The 16255-nt window shown below is 46.7% G+C and carries 14 protein-coding genes; 3 read left to right on the plus strand and 11 right to left on the minus strand.

The window, feature by feature from the left end:
* Window positions 1–4 precede the first annotated feature (4 nt).
* Entirely contained in the window at window positions 5–571 is a 567-nt protein-coding gene (locus AC3RV5_RS23005) for a hypothetical protein (RefSeq protein WP_489729889.1), read from the minus strand.
* Window positions 561–1289, minus strand: a complete 729-nt coding sequence (locus tag AC3RV5_RS23010) for an SURF1 family protein (protein WP_489729890.1) — start codon at window positions 1287–1289, stop codon at window positions 561–563. Before AC3RV5_RS23010 ends, AC3RV5_RS23005 begins: the two co-directional genes overlap by 11 nt.
* A 42-nt stretch (window positions 1290–1331) precedes the next feature.
* On the opposite strand from AC3RV5_RS23010, the gene AC3RV5_RS23015 reads away from it, so the two are divergent.
* Complete coding sequence (locus AC3RV5_RS23015) at window positions 1332–1541, plus strand: DUF2909 domain-containing protein (RefSeq protein WP_489729891.1); 210 nt, start codon at window positions 1332–1334, stop codon at window positions 1539–1541.
* Between the two features lie 82 nt (window positions 1542–1623).
* Here the strand turns inward: AC3RV5_RS23015 and AC3RV5_RS23020 are convergent, their stop codons facing one another.
* The 5 genes from AC3RV5_RS23020 to lexA form a co-directional block, all read right to left on the minus strand.
* Window positions 1624–2505, minus strand: a complete 882-nt coding sequence (locus tag AC3RV5_RS23020; RefSeq protein ID WP_489729892.1) for a cytochrome c oxidase subunit 3 — start codon at window positions 2503–2505, stop codon at window positions 1624–1626.
* A 12-nt stretch (window positions 2506–2517) separates the two neighbouring features.
* A complete protein-coding gene (locus AC3RV5_RS23025; RefSeq protein WP_489729893.1) occupies window positions 2518–3081 on the minus strand; it encodes a cytochrome c oxidase assembly protein in 564 nt (187 codons plus the stop codon).
* A 12-nt stretch (window positions 3082–3093) separates the two neighbouring features.
* Window positions 3094–4686 (minus strand): cytochrome c oxidase subunit I, encoded by a 1593-nt coding sequence (gene ctaD, locus AC3RV5_RS23030; RefSeq protein WP_489729894.1) that lies wholly within the window; start codon window positions 4684–4686, stop codon window positions 3094–3096.
* 10 nt (window positions 4687–4696) lie between these two features.
* A complete protein-coding gene (gene coxB / locus AC3RV5_RS23035; RefSeq protein WP_489732239.1) occupies window positions 4697–5818 on the minus strand; it encodes a cytochrome c oxidase subunit II in 1122 nt (373 codons plus the stop codon).
* A gap of 391 nt (window positions 5819–6209) precedes the next feature.
* A complete protein-coding gene (gene lexA / locus AC3RV5_RS23040; RefSeq protein WP_489729895.1) occupies window positions 6210–6833 on the minus strand; it encodes a transcriptional repressor LexA in 624 nt (207 codons plus the stop codon).
* Between the two features lie 180 nt (window positions 6834–7013).
* Between lexA and plsB the strand changes: the two genes are divergently transcribed.
* The gene (gene plsB, locus AC3RV5_RS23045; RefSeq protein WP_489729896.1) at window positions 7014–9449 is read left to right on the plus strand and encodes a glycerol-3-phosphate 1-O-acyltransferase PlsB; all 2436 of its coding nucleotides are present in this window, start codon (window positions 7014–7016) and stop codon (window positions 9447–9449) included.
* Between the two features lie 82 nt (window positions 9450–9531).
* Here plsB and AC3RV5_RS23050 read toward each other — a convergent pair whose 3' ends face one another.
* Both AC3RV5_RS23050 and AC3RV5_RS23055 read right to left on the minus strand, forming a co-directional pair.
* Window positions 9532–9894, minus strand: a complete 363-nt coding sequence (locus AC3RV5_RS23050; protein WP_489729897.1) for a group I truncated hemoglobin — start codon at window positions 9892–9894, stop codon at window positions 9532–9534.
* Window positions 9895–10002: 108 nt separating this feature from the next.
* The gene (locus tag AC3RV5_RS23055; protein ID WP_489729898.1) at window positions 10003–11424 is read right to left on the minus strand and encodes an FAD-binding oxidoreductase; all 1422 of its coding nucleotides are present in this window, start codon (window positions 11422–11424) and stop codon (window positions 10003–10005) included.
* Between the two features lie 181 nt (window positions 11425–11605).
* Here AC3RV5_RS23055 and AC3RV5_RS23060 point away from each other — a divergent pair, with 181 nt between their 5' ends.
* Window positions 11606–12319: a winged helix-turn-helix transcriptional regulator gene (locus AC3RV5_RS23060; RefSeq protein WP_489729899.1), complete on the plus strand. Its 714-nt coding sequence runs from the start codon at window positions 11606–11608 to the stop codon at window positions 12317–12319.
* 116 nt (window positions 12320–12435) lie between these two features.
* On the opposite strand, the gene ilvA is transcribed toward AC3RV5_RS23060, so the two are convergent.
* Both ilvA and ilvD read right to left on the minus strand, forming a co-directional pair.
* Window positions 12436–13986, minus strand: coding sequence for a threonine ammonia-lyase, biosynthetic (gene ilvA, locus AC3RV5_RS23065; protein WP_489729900.1), 1551 nt, complete (start codon window positions 13984–13986; stop codon window positions 12436–12438).
* Complete coding sequence (gene ilvD / locus AC3RV5_RS23070) at window positions 13986–15833, minus strand: dihydroxy-acid dehydratase (protein ID WP_489729901.1); 1848 nt, start codon at window positions 15831–15833, stop codon at window positions 13986–13988. Before ilvD ends, ilvA begins: the two co-directional genes overlap by 1 nt.
* Between the last annotated feature and the right edge of the window lie 422 nt (window positions 15834–16255).

Here is a 16255-nt window from a genome sequence, read left to right on the forward strand (position 1 = left end):
TCCTCTAGCCTATACGCGATAACTTCAGCAGCTTGCGCATATCGGTTAGTATATCCCGGCTGTGCAATATGGCTTGTTGCTGCTCGAGGTGTAGTGGGTAACGTAAAATTACATTATTCAGAGTATCGACTATGAAAATACCATCTGTTGGCTGATCTTTAAATACAGAATCAACACTTTCTTCGTTACTTTTTAACAACTTAACAACATTTTGCAAAGATAACTTAGCCACTGCTGCTTGGTCGCTGAAGGTGGTACTGATCACCACGGGTTCCACCCGATCACTTTCTTTACCCAAAGCTAACCACACCTGCCCCAAACTATATATGGCATTGTCACAGGCTTGGCCGCATTGGGCAGGTAATACATAAACAATATGCCACTTACTGTCGACCCCCAAATTGGGTAATATGGTTAATTCCAACGGGGGGGAGAGTAGCTGGCCTTTATTGGTGGCACCTTTAGCAAACCAGTTATTATCCAAAGCAAGCTTTGCCAAAACCACAGGCAAGATAAAGACCACAGCTAAAATCAGTAACATACGTTTACTGTTGTTTTTCTTAGAGATCATGTTGTTCCTTAGTTTTCGTTTTGCCACGCAGGGCAAATCCGTAAATTAACAGGGCAGCGATGGCGAGGCCAAACCACTGAATTGCATAAGCGATATGTTTTTCAGGAGACATGACGACCGGCTGCCACTGACGTATGAACCCGGATTGAGCCTCGGGATCAAGCTGCACAATAAATGGCAACACCGGCAACTGAACAACTTGTTGGATAAAGGTAAGATCGAGTTGTTGAATCACTTTAGGCCAGCTCTGGGAAATATCGGCGGTTTCGCTAGACATAGGGTTAACGTCCGGTATAGCCACCTTGCCCGTTACCTGCTTTAGGGCCAAAGGTAACTGTACAACCGGCAGCTTCTTGCGGCTTGGATCTCCCGGCACCCAACCAAAATTTATCACTAAATTTCCCGAGTCGGTATTGAGCAAGCCAAGTACTTCAAATCCCACTCTGCCCTGATGTATTCTGTTATCCAGCAAGAAATAAATATTTGGGATTAGTTTACCTGTCAGGCTAACTGGCAGATCTCGAATATCCTGCTCCATAATCATGATCTGGGACAAGGATGAAGCGGAAGTGGTTGCCGCTTCTTCGATCATTGCCAGGCGCACCGACTTTTGTTCAGCCCTTTGTAATTGCCATAATCCAAGCGCAAACATAATGACAACCGCCAGCAAAGTAATTAATGTAGATATAACGGGTAATTTAATAGATTTCACACTCATATCTATCTCAACACAACCAGAGTGTGACAAAGGAGACGCAGTTTGCTTATAAAAATAATAATTGGTGGATTACTTCTGTTCATGGTGTTTAGTTTGATCAAGGCGATGATCATCATGTTAAAAGATGACCCTAACCAGCCTCGTATGAGTAAATATATCGGCCGACGAGTGATGACTTCGGTGGCGATTGTGGTTGTTATTTTAATTGCCCTGGCAACCGGCCTAATTGAGCCGAATCCTCGCCCTTTTTGATGGAGGCGCGGCACTATAACACCCTTGAGTACCTGATATCAGCTGGCCTAAACCTAATTAAGCCAGCTACGCATTATACTTCTTACAAAATATACACAAAGAAAAACAACATTACCCAAACCACATCTACGAAATGCCAATACCAGCTGGCCGCCTGAAAGGCAAAGTGGTTCTCGGGGGTAAAATGTCCCTTGAAGATCCGCAGAAGCATAATGAACAAGATTATCGCCCCCAGGCTAACATGTAGACCATGGAATCCTGTTAGCAGGAAAAAGGTATTGCCATATATTCCTGATTGCAGGGTTAAATTCATCTCTTGGTAGGCGTGCATATATTCTTCAACTTGCAACACCATGAAAATCGCGCCCAACAGCACAGTAACGCCTAATGCCAATTTAAGTCTTCCGCGTTTGCCTTCTTCCAAGGCTACATGGGCAATGTGGCAAGTCACCGAGGATGTCAGCAAGATAACCGTGTTGATCAAGGGTAGACCGTACCAGCCCATAGCTTCGGTTTGTGTGCCACCCGGGGTATTAATTAGGGGCCAAATAGCTTCGAAAGCCGGCCACAGTACTTCGTTCGTTGCCACATTGTTCGAAGCACCACCTAACCATGGTATAGAGAATACCCTGGCGTAAAACAGGGCCCCGAAAAACGCGCCGAAAAACATTACTTCGGAAAAGATAAACCAGGCCATCCCTTGACGGTATGAACGTCCCAATTGCGCGCTGTATAAGCCGCTCATCGATTCGTGGATTTGATTTCTGAACCACCCAACTAACATAAAAATCAGCGTGGCGAATCCGGCCAACAGAATGTAAAGACCGTATCCCTCTGTGCCCTTGGCGCCCTCCATGACAAAGTTACCTGCACCAACTGCAATCAGGAATAATGCCACGGCACCGACAAAAGGCCAGGGGCTCTGATCGGGAACATAGTATTTTTCATATTCTGGTTGTGACATATTGTTCTCCTGTTAACCACGTTTCATTGCAATGTCCTGAGCAGCAGGCGTCACATCATATAAGGTGTATTGCAAGGTAAAATAAGTAATATCATCTGGCAGCTGCGGATCCACATAGAACTTCATGGGCATCACCACACTCTCTCCCGCTTCTAATATTTGCTGTTCAAAACAAAAACATTCGGTTTTGTTCAAAAAAATTGCCGCGGTACCAGGGGATACCGATGGCACTGCTTGCCCAATAATGCGTTTCGTGGATGGATTTCTGACCCGAAAATCAACCTGATTCATCTCTCCAGGGTGCACTTTCAACTGCCTGGTTTGGGCTTCAAACTGCCAGGACATACCGGATTGAGTCCGGGTGATAAAGTCGATGGTAATCAGTCGGCTTTCGTCCACCTCCATAGCCTCGAAAACCGCCGCACTATTGGCGGTTTTGCCATTTAACCCGGTAAGGTCGCAAAACACATCATACAAAGGTACCAGGGCAAAACCGAAACCGAACATGCCCACCACGATAGCCAGTAGTTTAACCACCATCTTATTGTTTTTATTTTGCTCGGCATTCCCTGACATGGTTAAGAACCTTTATTTCACTACAGGCGGTGTTTCGAAGGTATGGTAAGGCGCGGGTGAGGGTATTTCCCACTCCAATCCTTCAGCTCCTTCCCATACTTGGGCAGACACCGGCTCGCCCTGTTTGCGACACGCCTTGATCAGCAACGCCAGGAATATAAACTGTGACAAACCAAAGGCGAACCCGCCTAAACTGATCCACTTATTAAAATCGGCGAACTGCAAGGCATAATCTGGAATACGACGGGGCATGCCCGCCAAACCGACAAAATGCATGGGGAAAAACAGTACGTTGACCGACACCAATGAGCACCAGAAATGCCATTTGGCCAAAGTGATATCAAACATTCTGCCCGTCCATTTGGGCAACCAATAATACACCGCCGCCATAATGGAAAAAATCGCCCCCGTTACTAATACGTAGTGGAAATGCGCGACCACAAAATAGGTATCATGGTACTGGAAATCCACCGGTGTAATAGCCAACATCAAGCCTGACAAACCGCCTATGGTAAATAATACGATAAAGGCCAGGGCGAACAACATAGGCACTTCAAAGCTCAGGGAGCCGCGCCACATTGTCGCCACCCAGTTAAAGACCTTCACGCCTGTTGGCACCGATATCAACATGGTGGCCAGCATAAAGAACATTTCGGCGAATACCGGCATGCCCGTGGTGAACATATGGTGAGCCCACACAATAAAAGACAGCAGTGCGATGGACGTGGTAGCGTAAACCATAGAGGCATAACCAAACAACTTTTTGCGGGAAAAGGTCGGAACGATTTGGGAGATAATGCCGAAGGCCGGCAAGATCATAATATACACCTCGGGGTGTCCAAAGAACCAGAAGATATGCTGGAACATAACGGGATCGCCGCCGCCGGCCGCATCGAAAAAGCTGGTCCCGAAAAACTTGTCAGTCAGTACCATAGTAACGGCCCCAGCTAGCACGGGCATAACGGCAATCAACAAAAATGCCGTTATCAACCAAGTCCAGACAAACAAAGGCATTTTCATCCAGGTCATGCCCGGGGCGCGCATGTTAAAGATAGTGACGATGACGTTGATCGCCCCCATGATCGACGAAATCCCCATGATATGCACCGCAAACACGAAAAAGGCGGTGCTGTCATTGCTGTAGGTGGTCGACAGAGGTGCGTAGAACGTCCAGCCAAAAGCCGGCCCTCCGCCTTCTAAAAATAATGATGAAAGCAAAATCAGAAAGGCAAATGGCAGGATCCAAAAACTCCAATTATTCATCCGCGGTAACGCCATATCCGGCGCACCGATCATCATAGGTATCAACCAGTTTGCCAGACCCGTAAAGGCCGGCATCACGGCCCCAAACACCATGATCAAACCATGTACCGTGGTCATCTGATTAAAAAAGTTCGGGTCGACAATCTGTAAGCCAGGTTGAAATAGTTCCGCGCGGATCACCATGGCCATGGCGCCACCGGTTAAAAACATAATAAAGGCAAACCATAGGTACAAAGTGCCAATGTCTTTATGGTTGGTGGTGTAAAGCCAACGCGTTATCCCTTTTGGGATCTGATGTGCATGATGTTCGTCATGCACAAGTGTTTCGGTTGCTGTGCTCATGGTCGTCCTCTTATTGCCCGTTCATGGCTGCGTTGATGTCTTTAGCTTGCACTAAGTCGCCTGTGTTATTACCCCAAGCATTACGCTCATAAGTAATGACAGCAGCGATATCAGACATGCCCAGTTGTTTGGCGAAAGCAGCCATGGCGGTGCCAGACTTACCGTTTAATACAATATTGATGTGCTCCGCCATATCATTGAGTGCGATTGTGCTGCCTTTCAATGCTGGGAAAACCCCGGGAAGGCCTTCACCATTTGGCATATGACATGCCGCACAATTAGCCATATAGACATTTTCGCCCGTTGCCATCAGGTCTTCCTTGGACATGTTCATGGACAGCAGACGCTGCTCTTCGGCTTGGGCTTGCTGCTGCACTGCTTCTTGTTTAGCTATCCATTGGTCATATTCCGCTGGCTCTTTAGCAATCACCACTATGGGCATGAAACCGTGATCCTTGCCGCATAATTCGGCGCATTGACCACGATAAACGCCGGGTTCATTGACCTTAGCCCAGGCGTCATTGATAAACCCGGGGTTCGCGTCCTGTTTAATCGCAAAATCCGGCACCCACCATGCGTGGATAACATCATCAGAGGTTATCAAGAAACGCACCTTCTTATCGGTGGGGATTACCAGGGGCCGATCGACCTCTAACAAATAATTTTCGCCTTTAGCTAACTTACCGGAAATCTGCTCTGGTTGAGTGGCAAGCCTTGAATAATATTCGACATCATTATCCATATACTTGTAATTCCACTTCCATTGAGAACCCGTAATCAAGATAGTGACATCAGGCTCGCTGGCATCTTCCATGGCAATTAGGGTTTTGGCGGCCGGCACGGCCATGATAATAAGAATAATAAAAGGAATGACTGTCCAGGCGATTTCGACTTTGACACTTTCATGGAAATTGGCTGGTTTCGCACCTTTTGATTTACGATGAAACAGCATGGCGTAAAACATGGCCCCAAACACAACTATCGCTATTCCCACGCAGATTAAGAACATCAGCATATGCAGATCGTAAACCTCGACACTGAGATCTGTTACTCCCTTGCGCATATTCAATTGATATTGATCCGCACCCGACACTGATTCTGCGAAAGCTGAAGTTGTTATGAACGTGCCCATAGCCGCTCCAACCCTTAACAAAATTTTATTCACTCGACACCCCTATCTGCCAAACGCTCTTTACTTTTTGCCAAAAAAAGCACCCTTGAATGATGTATTGCACATTTTAGGCTTAGAATAAGACAGGCTTGTTATGCATTTGTTAACTGAACACTAAGAATTACTCAAAAAGGGGCCAAGAGTCCAGTGTTTTTGATTATTTTATATCCAAACGAACATTTTTTAATCAAGTTATCAGTGGCTTAGGTTGATACTTTTGCAACAAAGCGGAGGGCGAGCCAGGTAGGTTGGGCAGTCCAATCGGCGTATTAACTGGGTTCAGTGATGTTAGCGCCAAATCGACAGAGTGATGAAAGGATCTCTCATCACTCTAAATAAAGTTTGAAAAAAATTACATCCAGTCAGCGTTGCGAATAACCCCTACGGCAATCCCTTCAATATTGAAGGGCTGAGTAGCCAAGTCCACAACGATAGGTTTAAAGTCATCGTTTTCAGCATGCAGCAGAATCTGACGTCCTTTTTTCTCTAATCTTTTAACAGTCACATCGTCGTCTAAACGGGCCACAACAACTTGGCCATTGTGCACGTCAGTGGTTTTATGCACGGCTAATAGATCACCATCTAAAATACCGATATCTTTCATGCTCATGCCATTTACGCGCAATAGGAAATCTGCACTGGGCTTAAATAATGCTGGATCCACTTTGTAATGGCCTTCAACATGCTCTTGAGCGAGTATCGGTTCACCGGCTGCTACCCGTCCGATCAAAGGCAAACCCAGGTCTTCCAGTTGATCTTCTAGGGGCGTGGTTAGTTTTATCCCTCTGGATGTACCGGGCAAGATTTCGATCACCCCTTTGCGGGCCAAGGCTTTAAGGTGTTCTTCGGCCGCATTGGCGGATTTGAAACCCAAATTACGGGCAATTTCTGCTCGAGTCGGTGGCATACCGGTCTCCAACATAGTGTTTTTGATCAATTGCAGTACTTCTTCTTGACGGGGAGTTAGTGGACGCATAAACAGCCTGTTATTTCATACAGTTTAACTGTGAGTATATACAGTCGTTAGCAGATCTCAAATTTTTGTTGAGATAATGAGTTAGCCCCGAGATATTTAGGCCAAATCCTTTGCCAGTCAATAAAAAATGAAAATGTCGTGTTATCCTAGATCTGTCGACAATTCTCAAGGTAAAAATCTATGGTCTGGCTGCATAAATTGCTGCTTGCATTCATTTCGGTTCCGGTAAAGTGGCTGGTAAAAGTCAACAGTATTCCCACTGACATCGAAACCGAGTTGGGTATCGATAAAAATAAAACCATCATCTATTTGCTACGCACCCATTCGGTAACCGATCAGCTGGCCTTGAAAATGTCTACTAACTCTTTGGGCTTACCTAAACCGACGGACAACATTCACATTGCCGGTCACGAGTTAGCAGCTTGCCTGTTTTTGCAACAACCCCGTTCGGTGCTGACTCGAAGAGTCAAAATCACCAATATCGCTGACGATGTGACTCGATTATTTCAAATACACCGGGATAATCCGGATCTCGATCTGCAAATTGTGCCCGTATCTATTTTTTGGGGCCGGGCCCCTGGGCGCAAATTTTCTGGCTGGTCAGATGTCATCGCTCATCAGGTCTCTCCCAGTTGGTTACGCAAATTTTTTATTGTATTGTTTTTAGGTCGGGACAATTTTGTCTGCTATAGCAAAGCCGTTTCATCACGTACCATGGCAGATCTTCCCGGCTCAGATGAAGAAATTGGTCACAAATTGATCCGCTTAGCCGGCACCCATTTTCACCGTCGTCGTCAAAACCTGATCGGCCCGACATTACTTGAGCGTCAGGAGCTATATAATAGCGTTTTGGGCGCAGATTCCGTGCGCCGGGCGATTGATGAAGAAGCCAGAAGTAAACAATTATCTCACCAACAAGCCCAGTTACGAGCGCGCAAATATGTGACCGAGATTGCCGCAGATTACCGTGAAGGCTTAGTGCGGCTAGGAGATCGCCTGCTGACCAAAATATGGCACAAGGTATACAACGGCATAGAGGTAAGACATGCAGACAAAGTGCGCACGCTGGCGCAAACCGGCCACGAGATCATTTACGTACCCTGCCATCGAAGCCATATGGATTACTTGCTGCTGACTTATGTGATTTATCATCAGGGTTTGGTCACCCCGCATATTGCCGCTGGCATTAACTTGAATTTCTGGCCGGTAGGTGGAATTTTACGCCGGGGCGGGGCATTTTTTTTACGCCGCAGCTTTGCCGGTAACAAGCTCTATAGCGCCGTATTTCGCGAGTACCTTGAATTACTGTTTAACAAGGGATATTCAGTCAAATATTACCCAGAGGGCGGGCGCAGTCGTACTGGTCGTTTGTTACCGCCAAAAACCGGCATGTTAGCTATGACACTTCAGGCATTAGTCAAGGGCATCAACCGTCCAGTTAGCATAGTGCCAGTTTACATAGGTTACGAACACGTCATGGAAGTGGCTAGTTACCTGAAGGAGCTCAAAGGTACAGACAAAAAGAAAGAGTCGTTCTTTCAGGTGTTTTCCGCAATACGCAAACTGAAAAATTATGGCAACGGCTTCCTCAATTTTGGCGAACCTATTAATTTAACTAATTATCTCGATAGCCAGCTACCGGATTGGCGCGACGCCCAAGCTATGCAAGATGACAAAAAGCCGCGCTGGCTCACTCCAGTGGTCAATACGCTGGCAAACGACGTCATGGGTAAAATCAACCAGGCGGCTGCAGTCAGTGGTATGTCTTTGTGCGCTATATGTTTGTTGTCAGCCAAGAAACACGCCATGGCTGAAAACGAGCTCGCGCTGGCGATGGATCATTATATCCAGCTGTTGAATGTCGCTCCTTTTAGCGAGCTGGCCACCTTTCCCACCAGCAGTGGCAAGCAGCTTTTGGAAAACACTTTGAAACTCAACAAGTTTGAAGTCAGCCTAGATGGTTTTGGCAAGATCATTTCCCTTAAGCCCCACAATGCCGTTGCCCTAACCTACTACCGCAACAATATTCTGCATCTATTCGCCTTACCCGGCCTTATCAGTGCCATAGTTTTTGCCTATAACGGTTTAGAAAAAAGCAAAATAATGGCCTTGGTGGCACAGTTGTACCCGTTGCTGCAAAGAGAGCTTTTTATATACATGAGCCAACAACAAGCTCTGGAATATAGTGAGTCTTTATTGGTGCACATGCAGGCTATGGGTTTGTTACGCCTAAAAGGGCGAAAAATAATGCCACCAGCGGCGGCCAGTAAAGAATTTTATTCTACCTGGATCCTTAATCGTAGCATCCAGGAAACCCTGCAACGCTACGCCACCGTGTTGACTATTCTAGCCTCTGAAAGTACGATCAGTCGTGGTCGATTGGAAAAACAAAGCCGGCTGTTTGCTGAACGTTTGTCTGCATTACACGGTATTAACTCACCTGAGTTTTTCGACAAAAATGTTCTGGCAACTTTTATTAATGCACTTAAAGACAACGGATTCCTTAACGCGTCCGACGAAGGCCAATTAGTACACACAGCCAAAAGCGAAGCCTTATTGGCTGATGTCGTCGCCTTGATCTCTCCGGAAATTACCCAAAGGTTGCAGCAGATATAAGTCAAGCAACATATCTGTAATCATACAAGTCAATACAAGCCGCGGATCTTGCGCCCCGGAGCAATTAAGCACAGGGGCTGGATTAAACTAATACCACCTCGGATTTCATACTGTACAAAATAAATAACACTTCTTCTTGTTCTCGCTGAGCAACGTTATTTTTGCTTAATGCCCCAAGGGCATCATCCAGCACAGCGATGAATTCACCTGTGTCAATGTTCATACCTTTATGTGTACTGCGCATGTCTTTACCTTGGTAAACGTTAGGTCCACCAGTACCAGAGATAAAAAAGGTCGCAGCTGCATTTTTCATAGCGATAATATCAGCCGCTAAAAATCTCGGGGCAATACGGGGGTTAGCCAGATGCATGTCCACAAGATCATCGGCAATACGGGTAATTCCTTCGCTGCTTCCCAGTCTTTCATATAACGATATAGTCATCATTTGTTACTCCACTAGTTTCATTTTGAGTACTTGTTGTCATTCCTACTGGAATAAACGCCAGCAGAAATATCTTTGCCAATACCGACACCCAAGCTCGGTCAGGAATCCCTAATGCGAAGGTAATATATTAATATTGCTACGAAACAGGTTCATAGGATCCACTTGCCCCTTTATCTGTTGTAATCGAGGAAGGTTTGCACCATAGGGGCCAATTTTTCGCGTCTCACCATTTTCGGGCACAAAATTGACATACACACTGCCGGTGGAAAAATCTTCAAGTTGGCTAAATAACCTTAGTACCCAATCTTTGCCTCGGTTATCTTCTTTTGCGGTTTGCCAGCGCCCATGAATATTGATGGTGTAAGCAGTTGAGCGGTGGGGAAAAGCCATCGCATTGCCAGCGACGCTAGAGGCAAAACCTCCTAGCTGGGCGGCGAATATCTCGCACTCTTGAGAAGGTAGTTTGCTGGCTGCCTCTAAAAGAATATCAATGACCACATTACTGAGCTCGGTAAAATCACTGGATTTCCAATAATTGCGCGCACCTGCGGCTAATAAGGGGTCAAAAGCGGCTTGCCAGGCAGCGTAAGGATGGGGCGCCACTGCGTCGCCTATGGCGTGCCCCAGTTTACGTAGTGGCGCCAGTATCGTTTCGCCTTGTTGCATATCCCCAATATAAGCCATAGCCAATATCAGCACAGGCTGGCCATGGTATTTGGTATCGAGAAACGGGAAGGGTGGTGCTTTTCGAATGACCGACCAGCAGGTTGCCTCATCAGGCAGGGTGCGAGCCAGTTGGCGATATTGTTGTAATATTTCTTTTGCTTGATCCAAGGGGAAAACAACCGGGCCGCTTAATATAGTGGGACCTACAGGATGTAATTTAAATTCGAACTTAGTGATCACTCCAAAGTTACCGCTACCCCCACGGATCGCCCAAAACAGGTCGCTATTTTGCTGTTCAGACAGGTGCAAAAACTCGCCGTTGGCGGTCACTATGTCCGCAGACAGAATATTGTCAACCGTATGACCATATGTTCGACTTAACCAACCATAGCCGCCTCCTAATGCTAAGCCCGCCATGCCTGTGGTGGAATTTATGCCGCTGGGTACTGCTAGACCGAAACACTGAGTTTCATGATCCACATCTCCCAGTAACGCCCCACTTTGTACTTGCGCAGTGCGTTTTTGGGGATCGACCATCACCCCTTTCATATTACTTAAGTCAATGGTCAATCCACCGTCACATACCGCACTGCCCGCAATATTATGTCCACCTCCTTTTATGGACAGCAACAGCTTATGTTGACGAGCGAAAGTAACCGCGTGCATAACATCGGCCGTGCCACTGCAGCAAACAATCAAAGCTGGGTGTTTGTCGATCATACCATTCCACACTTGTCTGGCTGTTTCGTAGCTATCGTCTTTTGCAGTCAAAAGTTTACCGCGCAACGTCTCGGCAAATGCGGTTATCACCTCACTACCAAGTTCCACATTAGTGTCATCTAATCCCTTTACCTGAATGTTCATATCTATTTTCCTTTATTCTAAAGTGTTGCTTCACGCACCACCCTATGCTAAGAAAATAAACGCGTCTAGTGCACCATATGGACTAGCCGGTACAATTAAATCACCCCTTTGAGTTATCCTCCTTGCGCACGGCTTAAAGCCAACTATCCTCGAACTACGCCTTACAATATGGATAGACCTGATGAGTGCCCCTACTTATGGACAATATTGTCCCCTAGCCATGTCTGCCGAGTTTTTGTGTAACAGATGGACGTTGTTGTTATTTCGAGAACTGTTGTTTGGCTCGACAAACTTCAACGATCTCAGTCGTGGGGTGCCACGTATGTCGCGCACCTTACTATCGAACAGACTAAAAGAATTATGCGCTATCGGCCTAATTACCCGTCATGAGAAACGCAGCACAGGACATGTGGATTATCTACTGACGCCAGCAGGGAAAGCACTAGAACCCGTGGTATTTTCCATGGCGTTGTGGGGGCAAGAATGGTTGGAAATTGAACCTTCAGTAGAAAATGTGGATGTGAATTTTCTGATGTGGGACATTCGGCGTAATGTGAAACAACACCCCATCTTACCCGATCCTTTTATCGTGCATTTTTTCCTCACTGATATGCCTGAAAATAAGAGTGAACATTGGCTGGTGTTTGAAGCGAACGATGTTGATCTATGCCACGTAGATCGTAATTTCGCAGTCGATGTCGATATCCAGGTCAGCGCTCAAAAGCTGACTAAAATATGGATGGGGTGGGAAGAGTTTGATGACGCTATCAAAGATCATTCGTTAAAGCTCATCGGCCCGGAAAAATACACCACTTTGGCGACTCAATGGTTGGGCAATAGCAGCGTGGCACATTTAAAAAAACGTAGCCCAAACTTGCGGGTAAGAGGGCATTGACCCCTAAACTGGATAACAATGAGATATATTGGCATGCAGTTATATATTTTGGGTTCACACTCGGTAAACCCAAAACATGCGGCTAAATAAATATCCGTACTTTTGGCTTGTGTAACCTAATTTAGCACGCCATTTAAATCAGACAGGAAGAACTTATAGGCTGGATTGTCAGTTTGTTCAGTATATTGGTAACCAAGCTCAGTGAGGTGCAGCTCAAAATCCCCCCGTTGTGCATTCTCAAAGTCAAATCCCGCCAAGACTAACCCTTCTGCAGCGCCATGGTTGCGATAATGAAATAAGGTGATGTTCCAGCGTTCACCCACGGTCTTCAAAAACGTCATTAACGCGCCAGGCTGTTCGGGAAACTCAAAAGAGAACAAATGCTCATGCAGCAAACCGGGAGGACGTCCCCCTACCATATAGCGCACATGCAGTTTTGCCATTTCGTTGTCTGACATATCCATACAAGGGTAATTATTAGCCCGTAAGGTAGAGGTTAATTCGGCAAATTCTTCTCTTCCCCGACGCAGTTTCACACCAACAAAAATATGCGCTTCTTTATTACTGGCATAACGATAGTTAAACTCGGTAATAGTCCGTCCGCCAAGTAATTCGCAGAATTGTTTAAAGGCGCCTTTTTTCTCAGGGATCTTAACCGCAAAAATGGCTTCTTTTTGCTCACCCAGTTCACAGCGTTCAGACACATAGCGCAGGGTATGGAAATTAATATTGGCTCCGCACAATACTCCGGCAAAGACTTGATCTTTAACCTGATATAAATTGGCATATTTACGCATAGCGGCTACCGACAGAGCCCCTGCAGGCTCCGCTATCACACGGGTATCATCAAAGATGTCTTTTATCGCAGTACACAGCTCGTCGTTGGTTACTGTGATCACTTCATCCACGTATTGTTGACACAAACGGAAGGGTTCGTTGCCTATGGTTTTGACCGCCACGCCATCAGCAAAAATCCCCACAAAAGGCAAAGGAGTGGGCTCACCTGCCTGCAGAGCGGCTTGTAAACAGGCGGATTCTGCGGCTTCTACCGCGACGATTTTGATTTCCGGTTTGAGTTGTTTAAAATACACGCTCATACCCGCAGCCAACCCCCCGCCCCCCACGGCGATAAAAACCACATCCAGACCGGGATTTTGCTCCAGCATTTCTTTGGCTATGGTGCCTTGGCCGGCTATCACATCCGGATCGTCAAAGGGCGGGATCAGGGTGTAACCATGTACTTTGGCCAGGCGTTTACTCTCTTCGTTTGCCTGGTCGAACCCGGTGCCGTGCATTATCACCTGCACATATTTGCCACCAAAATTACGCACTGCATCCACTTTGATGTCAGGTGTGGTTTCAGGCATGACGATCACCGCTGGAATTTGCTTGCGCGCCGCGCAGTAAGCAACCCCTTGAGCATGATTGCCAGCCGATGCAGTAATAATGCCGGCGGCGAGAGTGGCTTCAGTGAGCTGGCTGATCTTATTATAGGCCCCACGGAGTTTAAACGATTTGACCGGCTGCTGATCTTCACGCTTGAGCCACACGTCATTACCGATCACCGCTGAAAACTTGTTTAGCGCAACCAGTTCGCTGTTAACGGCCACATCGTATACAGGTGACACCAGTATTTTCTTTAAATATTCTTGGGCAGTGACAGTCATTAGTCTTCCAACTTACTGGCGTCGCGTACGGCGCCTTTATCGGCGCTGGTCGCCAGTAATGCGTAAGCTTTCAGGGCCAAAGACACCTTGCGCTGACGATTGACAGGTTTCCACGCTTTAGGGCTTTGTTCCATGGTTTCACGCCTGGTTTGCAGTTCGCTATCCGTTATATCGACGCCTATTTTACGCGCGGGTATATCAATGAGAATGATATCCCCCTCTTCAATCAGCCCTATACCGCCGCCACTGGCCGCTTCTGGTGAACAGTGGCCAATCGATAAACCAGAGGTACCACCAGAGAAACGTCCGTCTGTGATCAAAGCGCATTGTTTGCCCAAACCTTTGGCTTTTAAGTAGGTTGTTGGATACAACATCTCTTGCATTCCCGGACCGCCTTTAGGCCCTTCATAACGGATAACTACTACATCACCGGCGATAACTTCATCGGCTAAGATGGCTTTTACAGCATCGTCCTGACTTTCGTAAATGCGCGCCCGGCCGCTAAAGACATGAATAGATTCGTCTACTCCTGCGGTTTTTACGATACAACCTTTTTCTGCAATATTGCCAAATAATACTGCCAGACCACCTTCTTCACTAAAGGCATGATTACGACTGCGTATACAGCCATTGGTGCGGTCGGTATCAGCCGTAGGATAACGACAGTTCTGACTGAAGGCTTGGGTGGTACGAATGCCCGCCGGGCCCGCTCGGTAAAAATGCAGGGCATGTTCATTGGCCGGGTTTGTGATGTCCCACAGCGCCAAAACTTCGCCCATGCTTTTACCTAACACATGGGGCGTATCACTGTGTAACAAGCCGGCTCGATTCAGTTCTGACAAAATACCCACTACCCCCCCAGCGCGGTGCACGTCTTCCATATGATATTGTGGGGTAGAAGGTGCTACTTTGCATAGATGTGGGACTTTACGGGATAAACGATCAATGTCATCCAGGGTAAATGGCACTTCCCCCTCAATAGCAGCGGCTATTAAATGCAAAATAGTATTGGTTGAGCCACCCATAGCGATGTCCAGACTCATGGCATTTTCAAACGCTTTGAAATTAGCTATATTGCGCGGTAACACTGACTCATCGTCCTGCTGGTAATAACGACGACACAGTTCAACGATTTGGCTGCCTGCCTGCTTAAACAAGCTTTCACGGTCGGCGTGAGTAGCCAACATAGAGCCATTGCCCGGCAATGATAAACCTAAAGCTTCGGTCAAACAATTCATGGAGTTGGCGGTGAACATCCCTGAGCACGAGCCACAGGTTGGGCAAGCTGAACGCTCAATCTCGTCACTTTGTTCATCATTCACGTTTTCATCGACACCGGCGACCATGGCGTCAACCAAATCCAGTTTGATGATCTGATCAGACAGCTTGGTTTTGCCTGCTTCCATGGGTCCTCCCGATACAAAAATGACGGGAATATTCAAACGCATAGACGCCATCAACATACCGGGAGTAATTTTGTCACAATTGGAAATACACACTATGGCGTCGGCGCAGTGAGCATTGACCATATACTCCACCGAGTCAGCGATAATCTCACGGGAAGGCAAGCTGTATAACATGCCGCTGTGCCCCATGGCGATACCGTCATCCACTGCTATGGTGTTAAACTCTTTAGCTACGCCACCGGCGGCTTCTATGCTGCGGGCGACTAACTGCCCCATGTCTTTTAAATGCACATGCCCGGGCACAAACTGGGTAAACGAATTAGACACGGCGATAATGGGTTTACCGAAGTCCCCGTCTTTCATTCCTGTAGCTCGCCACAAGGCGCGCGCACCTGCCATGTTTCTGCCTTGGGTTGTGGTTGCCGAACGTAACTTGGGCATGTCTTTCTACCTTAATCTGTTTTTAAATATTGAACCTGTGTCAGACAACGAATAATGCTCGTTTGCTGCATATTTTGGTCACTTATAACAATAAGCGCCAGTTATAGGCGCATTCCATATTGGCGCCAAAAAATTTATTTGAACTGGCTTTTTATTGCCTAATAACAAAAAGCCCCCCGTACTCTCGTGCGGGGGGCTGTAAAACCTGACTATTAGCCAGAGCTATCCCCGCGGAGAATAAATCACCACTTGCGTCACCAAAATAATTACTTTGTTGCACGAGTTGGAATAGGACACTGGGTCTAATCTAATTTGGGTATATCGTCACTGTTTATATAGGTAACATGAACGGCCGTAGTGGATCAAGCTTCGCTATATGCTTTTTTGCTGTTGGATATATACAAAGTAGTTTCGATGATACT

The sequence above is a fragment of the Paraglaciecola sp. IT1134 genome, from assembly GCF_058068185.1.

Coding starts and splice junctions, on each gene's coding strand:
- coxB (WP_489732239.1), bottom strand. CDS start 5,818: ATGGGCACGTTCATAACAACTTCAGCTTTCGCAGAATCAGTGTCGGGT.
- ilvA (WP_489729900.1), bottom strand. CDS start 13,986: ATGACTGTCACTGCCCAAGAATATTTAAAGAAAATACTGGTGTCACCT.
- ilvD (WP_489729901.1), bottom strand. CDS start 15,833: ATGCCCAAGTTACGTTCGGCAACCACAACCCAAGGCAGAAACATGGCA.
- AC3RV5_RS23025 (WP_489729893.1), bottom strand. CDS start 3,081: ATGTCAGGGAATGCCGAGCAAAATAAAAACAATAAGATGGTGGTTAAA.
- AC3RV5_RS23020 (WP_489729892.1), bottom strand. CDS start 2,505: ATGTCACAACCAGAATATGAAAAATACTATGTTCCCGATCAGAGCCCC.
- AC3RV5_RS23055 (WP_489729898.1), bottom strand. CDS start 11,424: ATGAACATTCAGGTAAAGGGATTAGATGACACTAATGTGGAACTTGGT.
- AC3RV5_RS23010 (WP_489729890.1), bottom strand. CDS start 1,289: ATGAGTGTGAAATCTATTAAATTACCCGTTATATCTACATTAATTACT.
- plsB (WP_489729896.1), top strand. CDS start 7,014: ATGGTCTGGCTGCATAAATTGCTGCTTGCATTCATTTCGGTTCCGGTA.
- AC3RV5_RS23060 (WP_489729899.1), top strand. CDS start 11,606: ATGAGTGCCCCTACTTATGGACAATATTGTCCCCTAGCCATGTCTGCC.
- AC3RV5_RS23005 (WP_489729889.1), bottom strand. CDS start 571: ATGATCTCTAAGAAAAACAACAGTAAACGTATGTTACTGATTTTAGCT.
- AC3RV5_RS23050 (WP_489729897.1), bottom strand. CDS start 9,894: ATGATGACTATATCGTTATATGAAAGACTGGGAAGCAGCGAAGGAATT.
- lexA (WP_489729895.1), bottom strand. CDS start 6,833: ATGCGTCCACTAACTCCCCGTCAAGAAGAAGTACTGCAATTGATCAAA.
- ctaD (WP_489729894.1), bottom strand. CDS start 4,686: ATGAGCACAGCAACCGAAACACTTGTGCATGACGAACATCATGCACAT.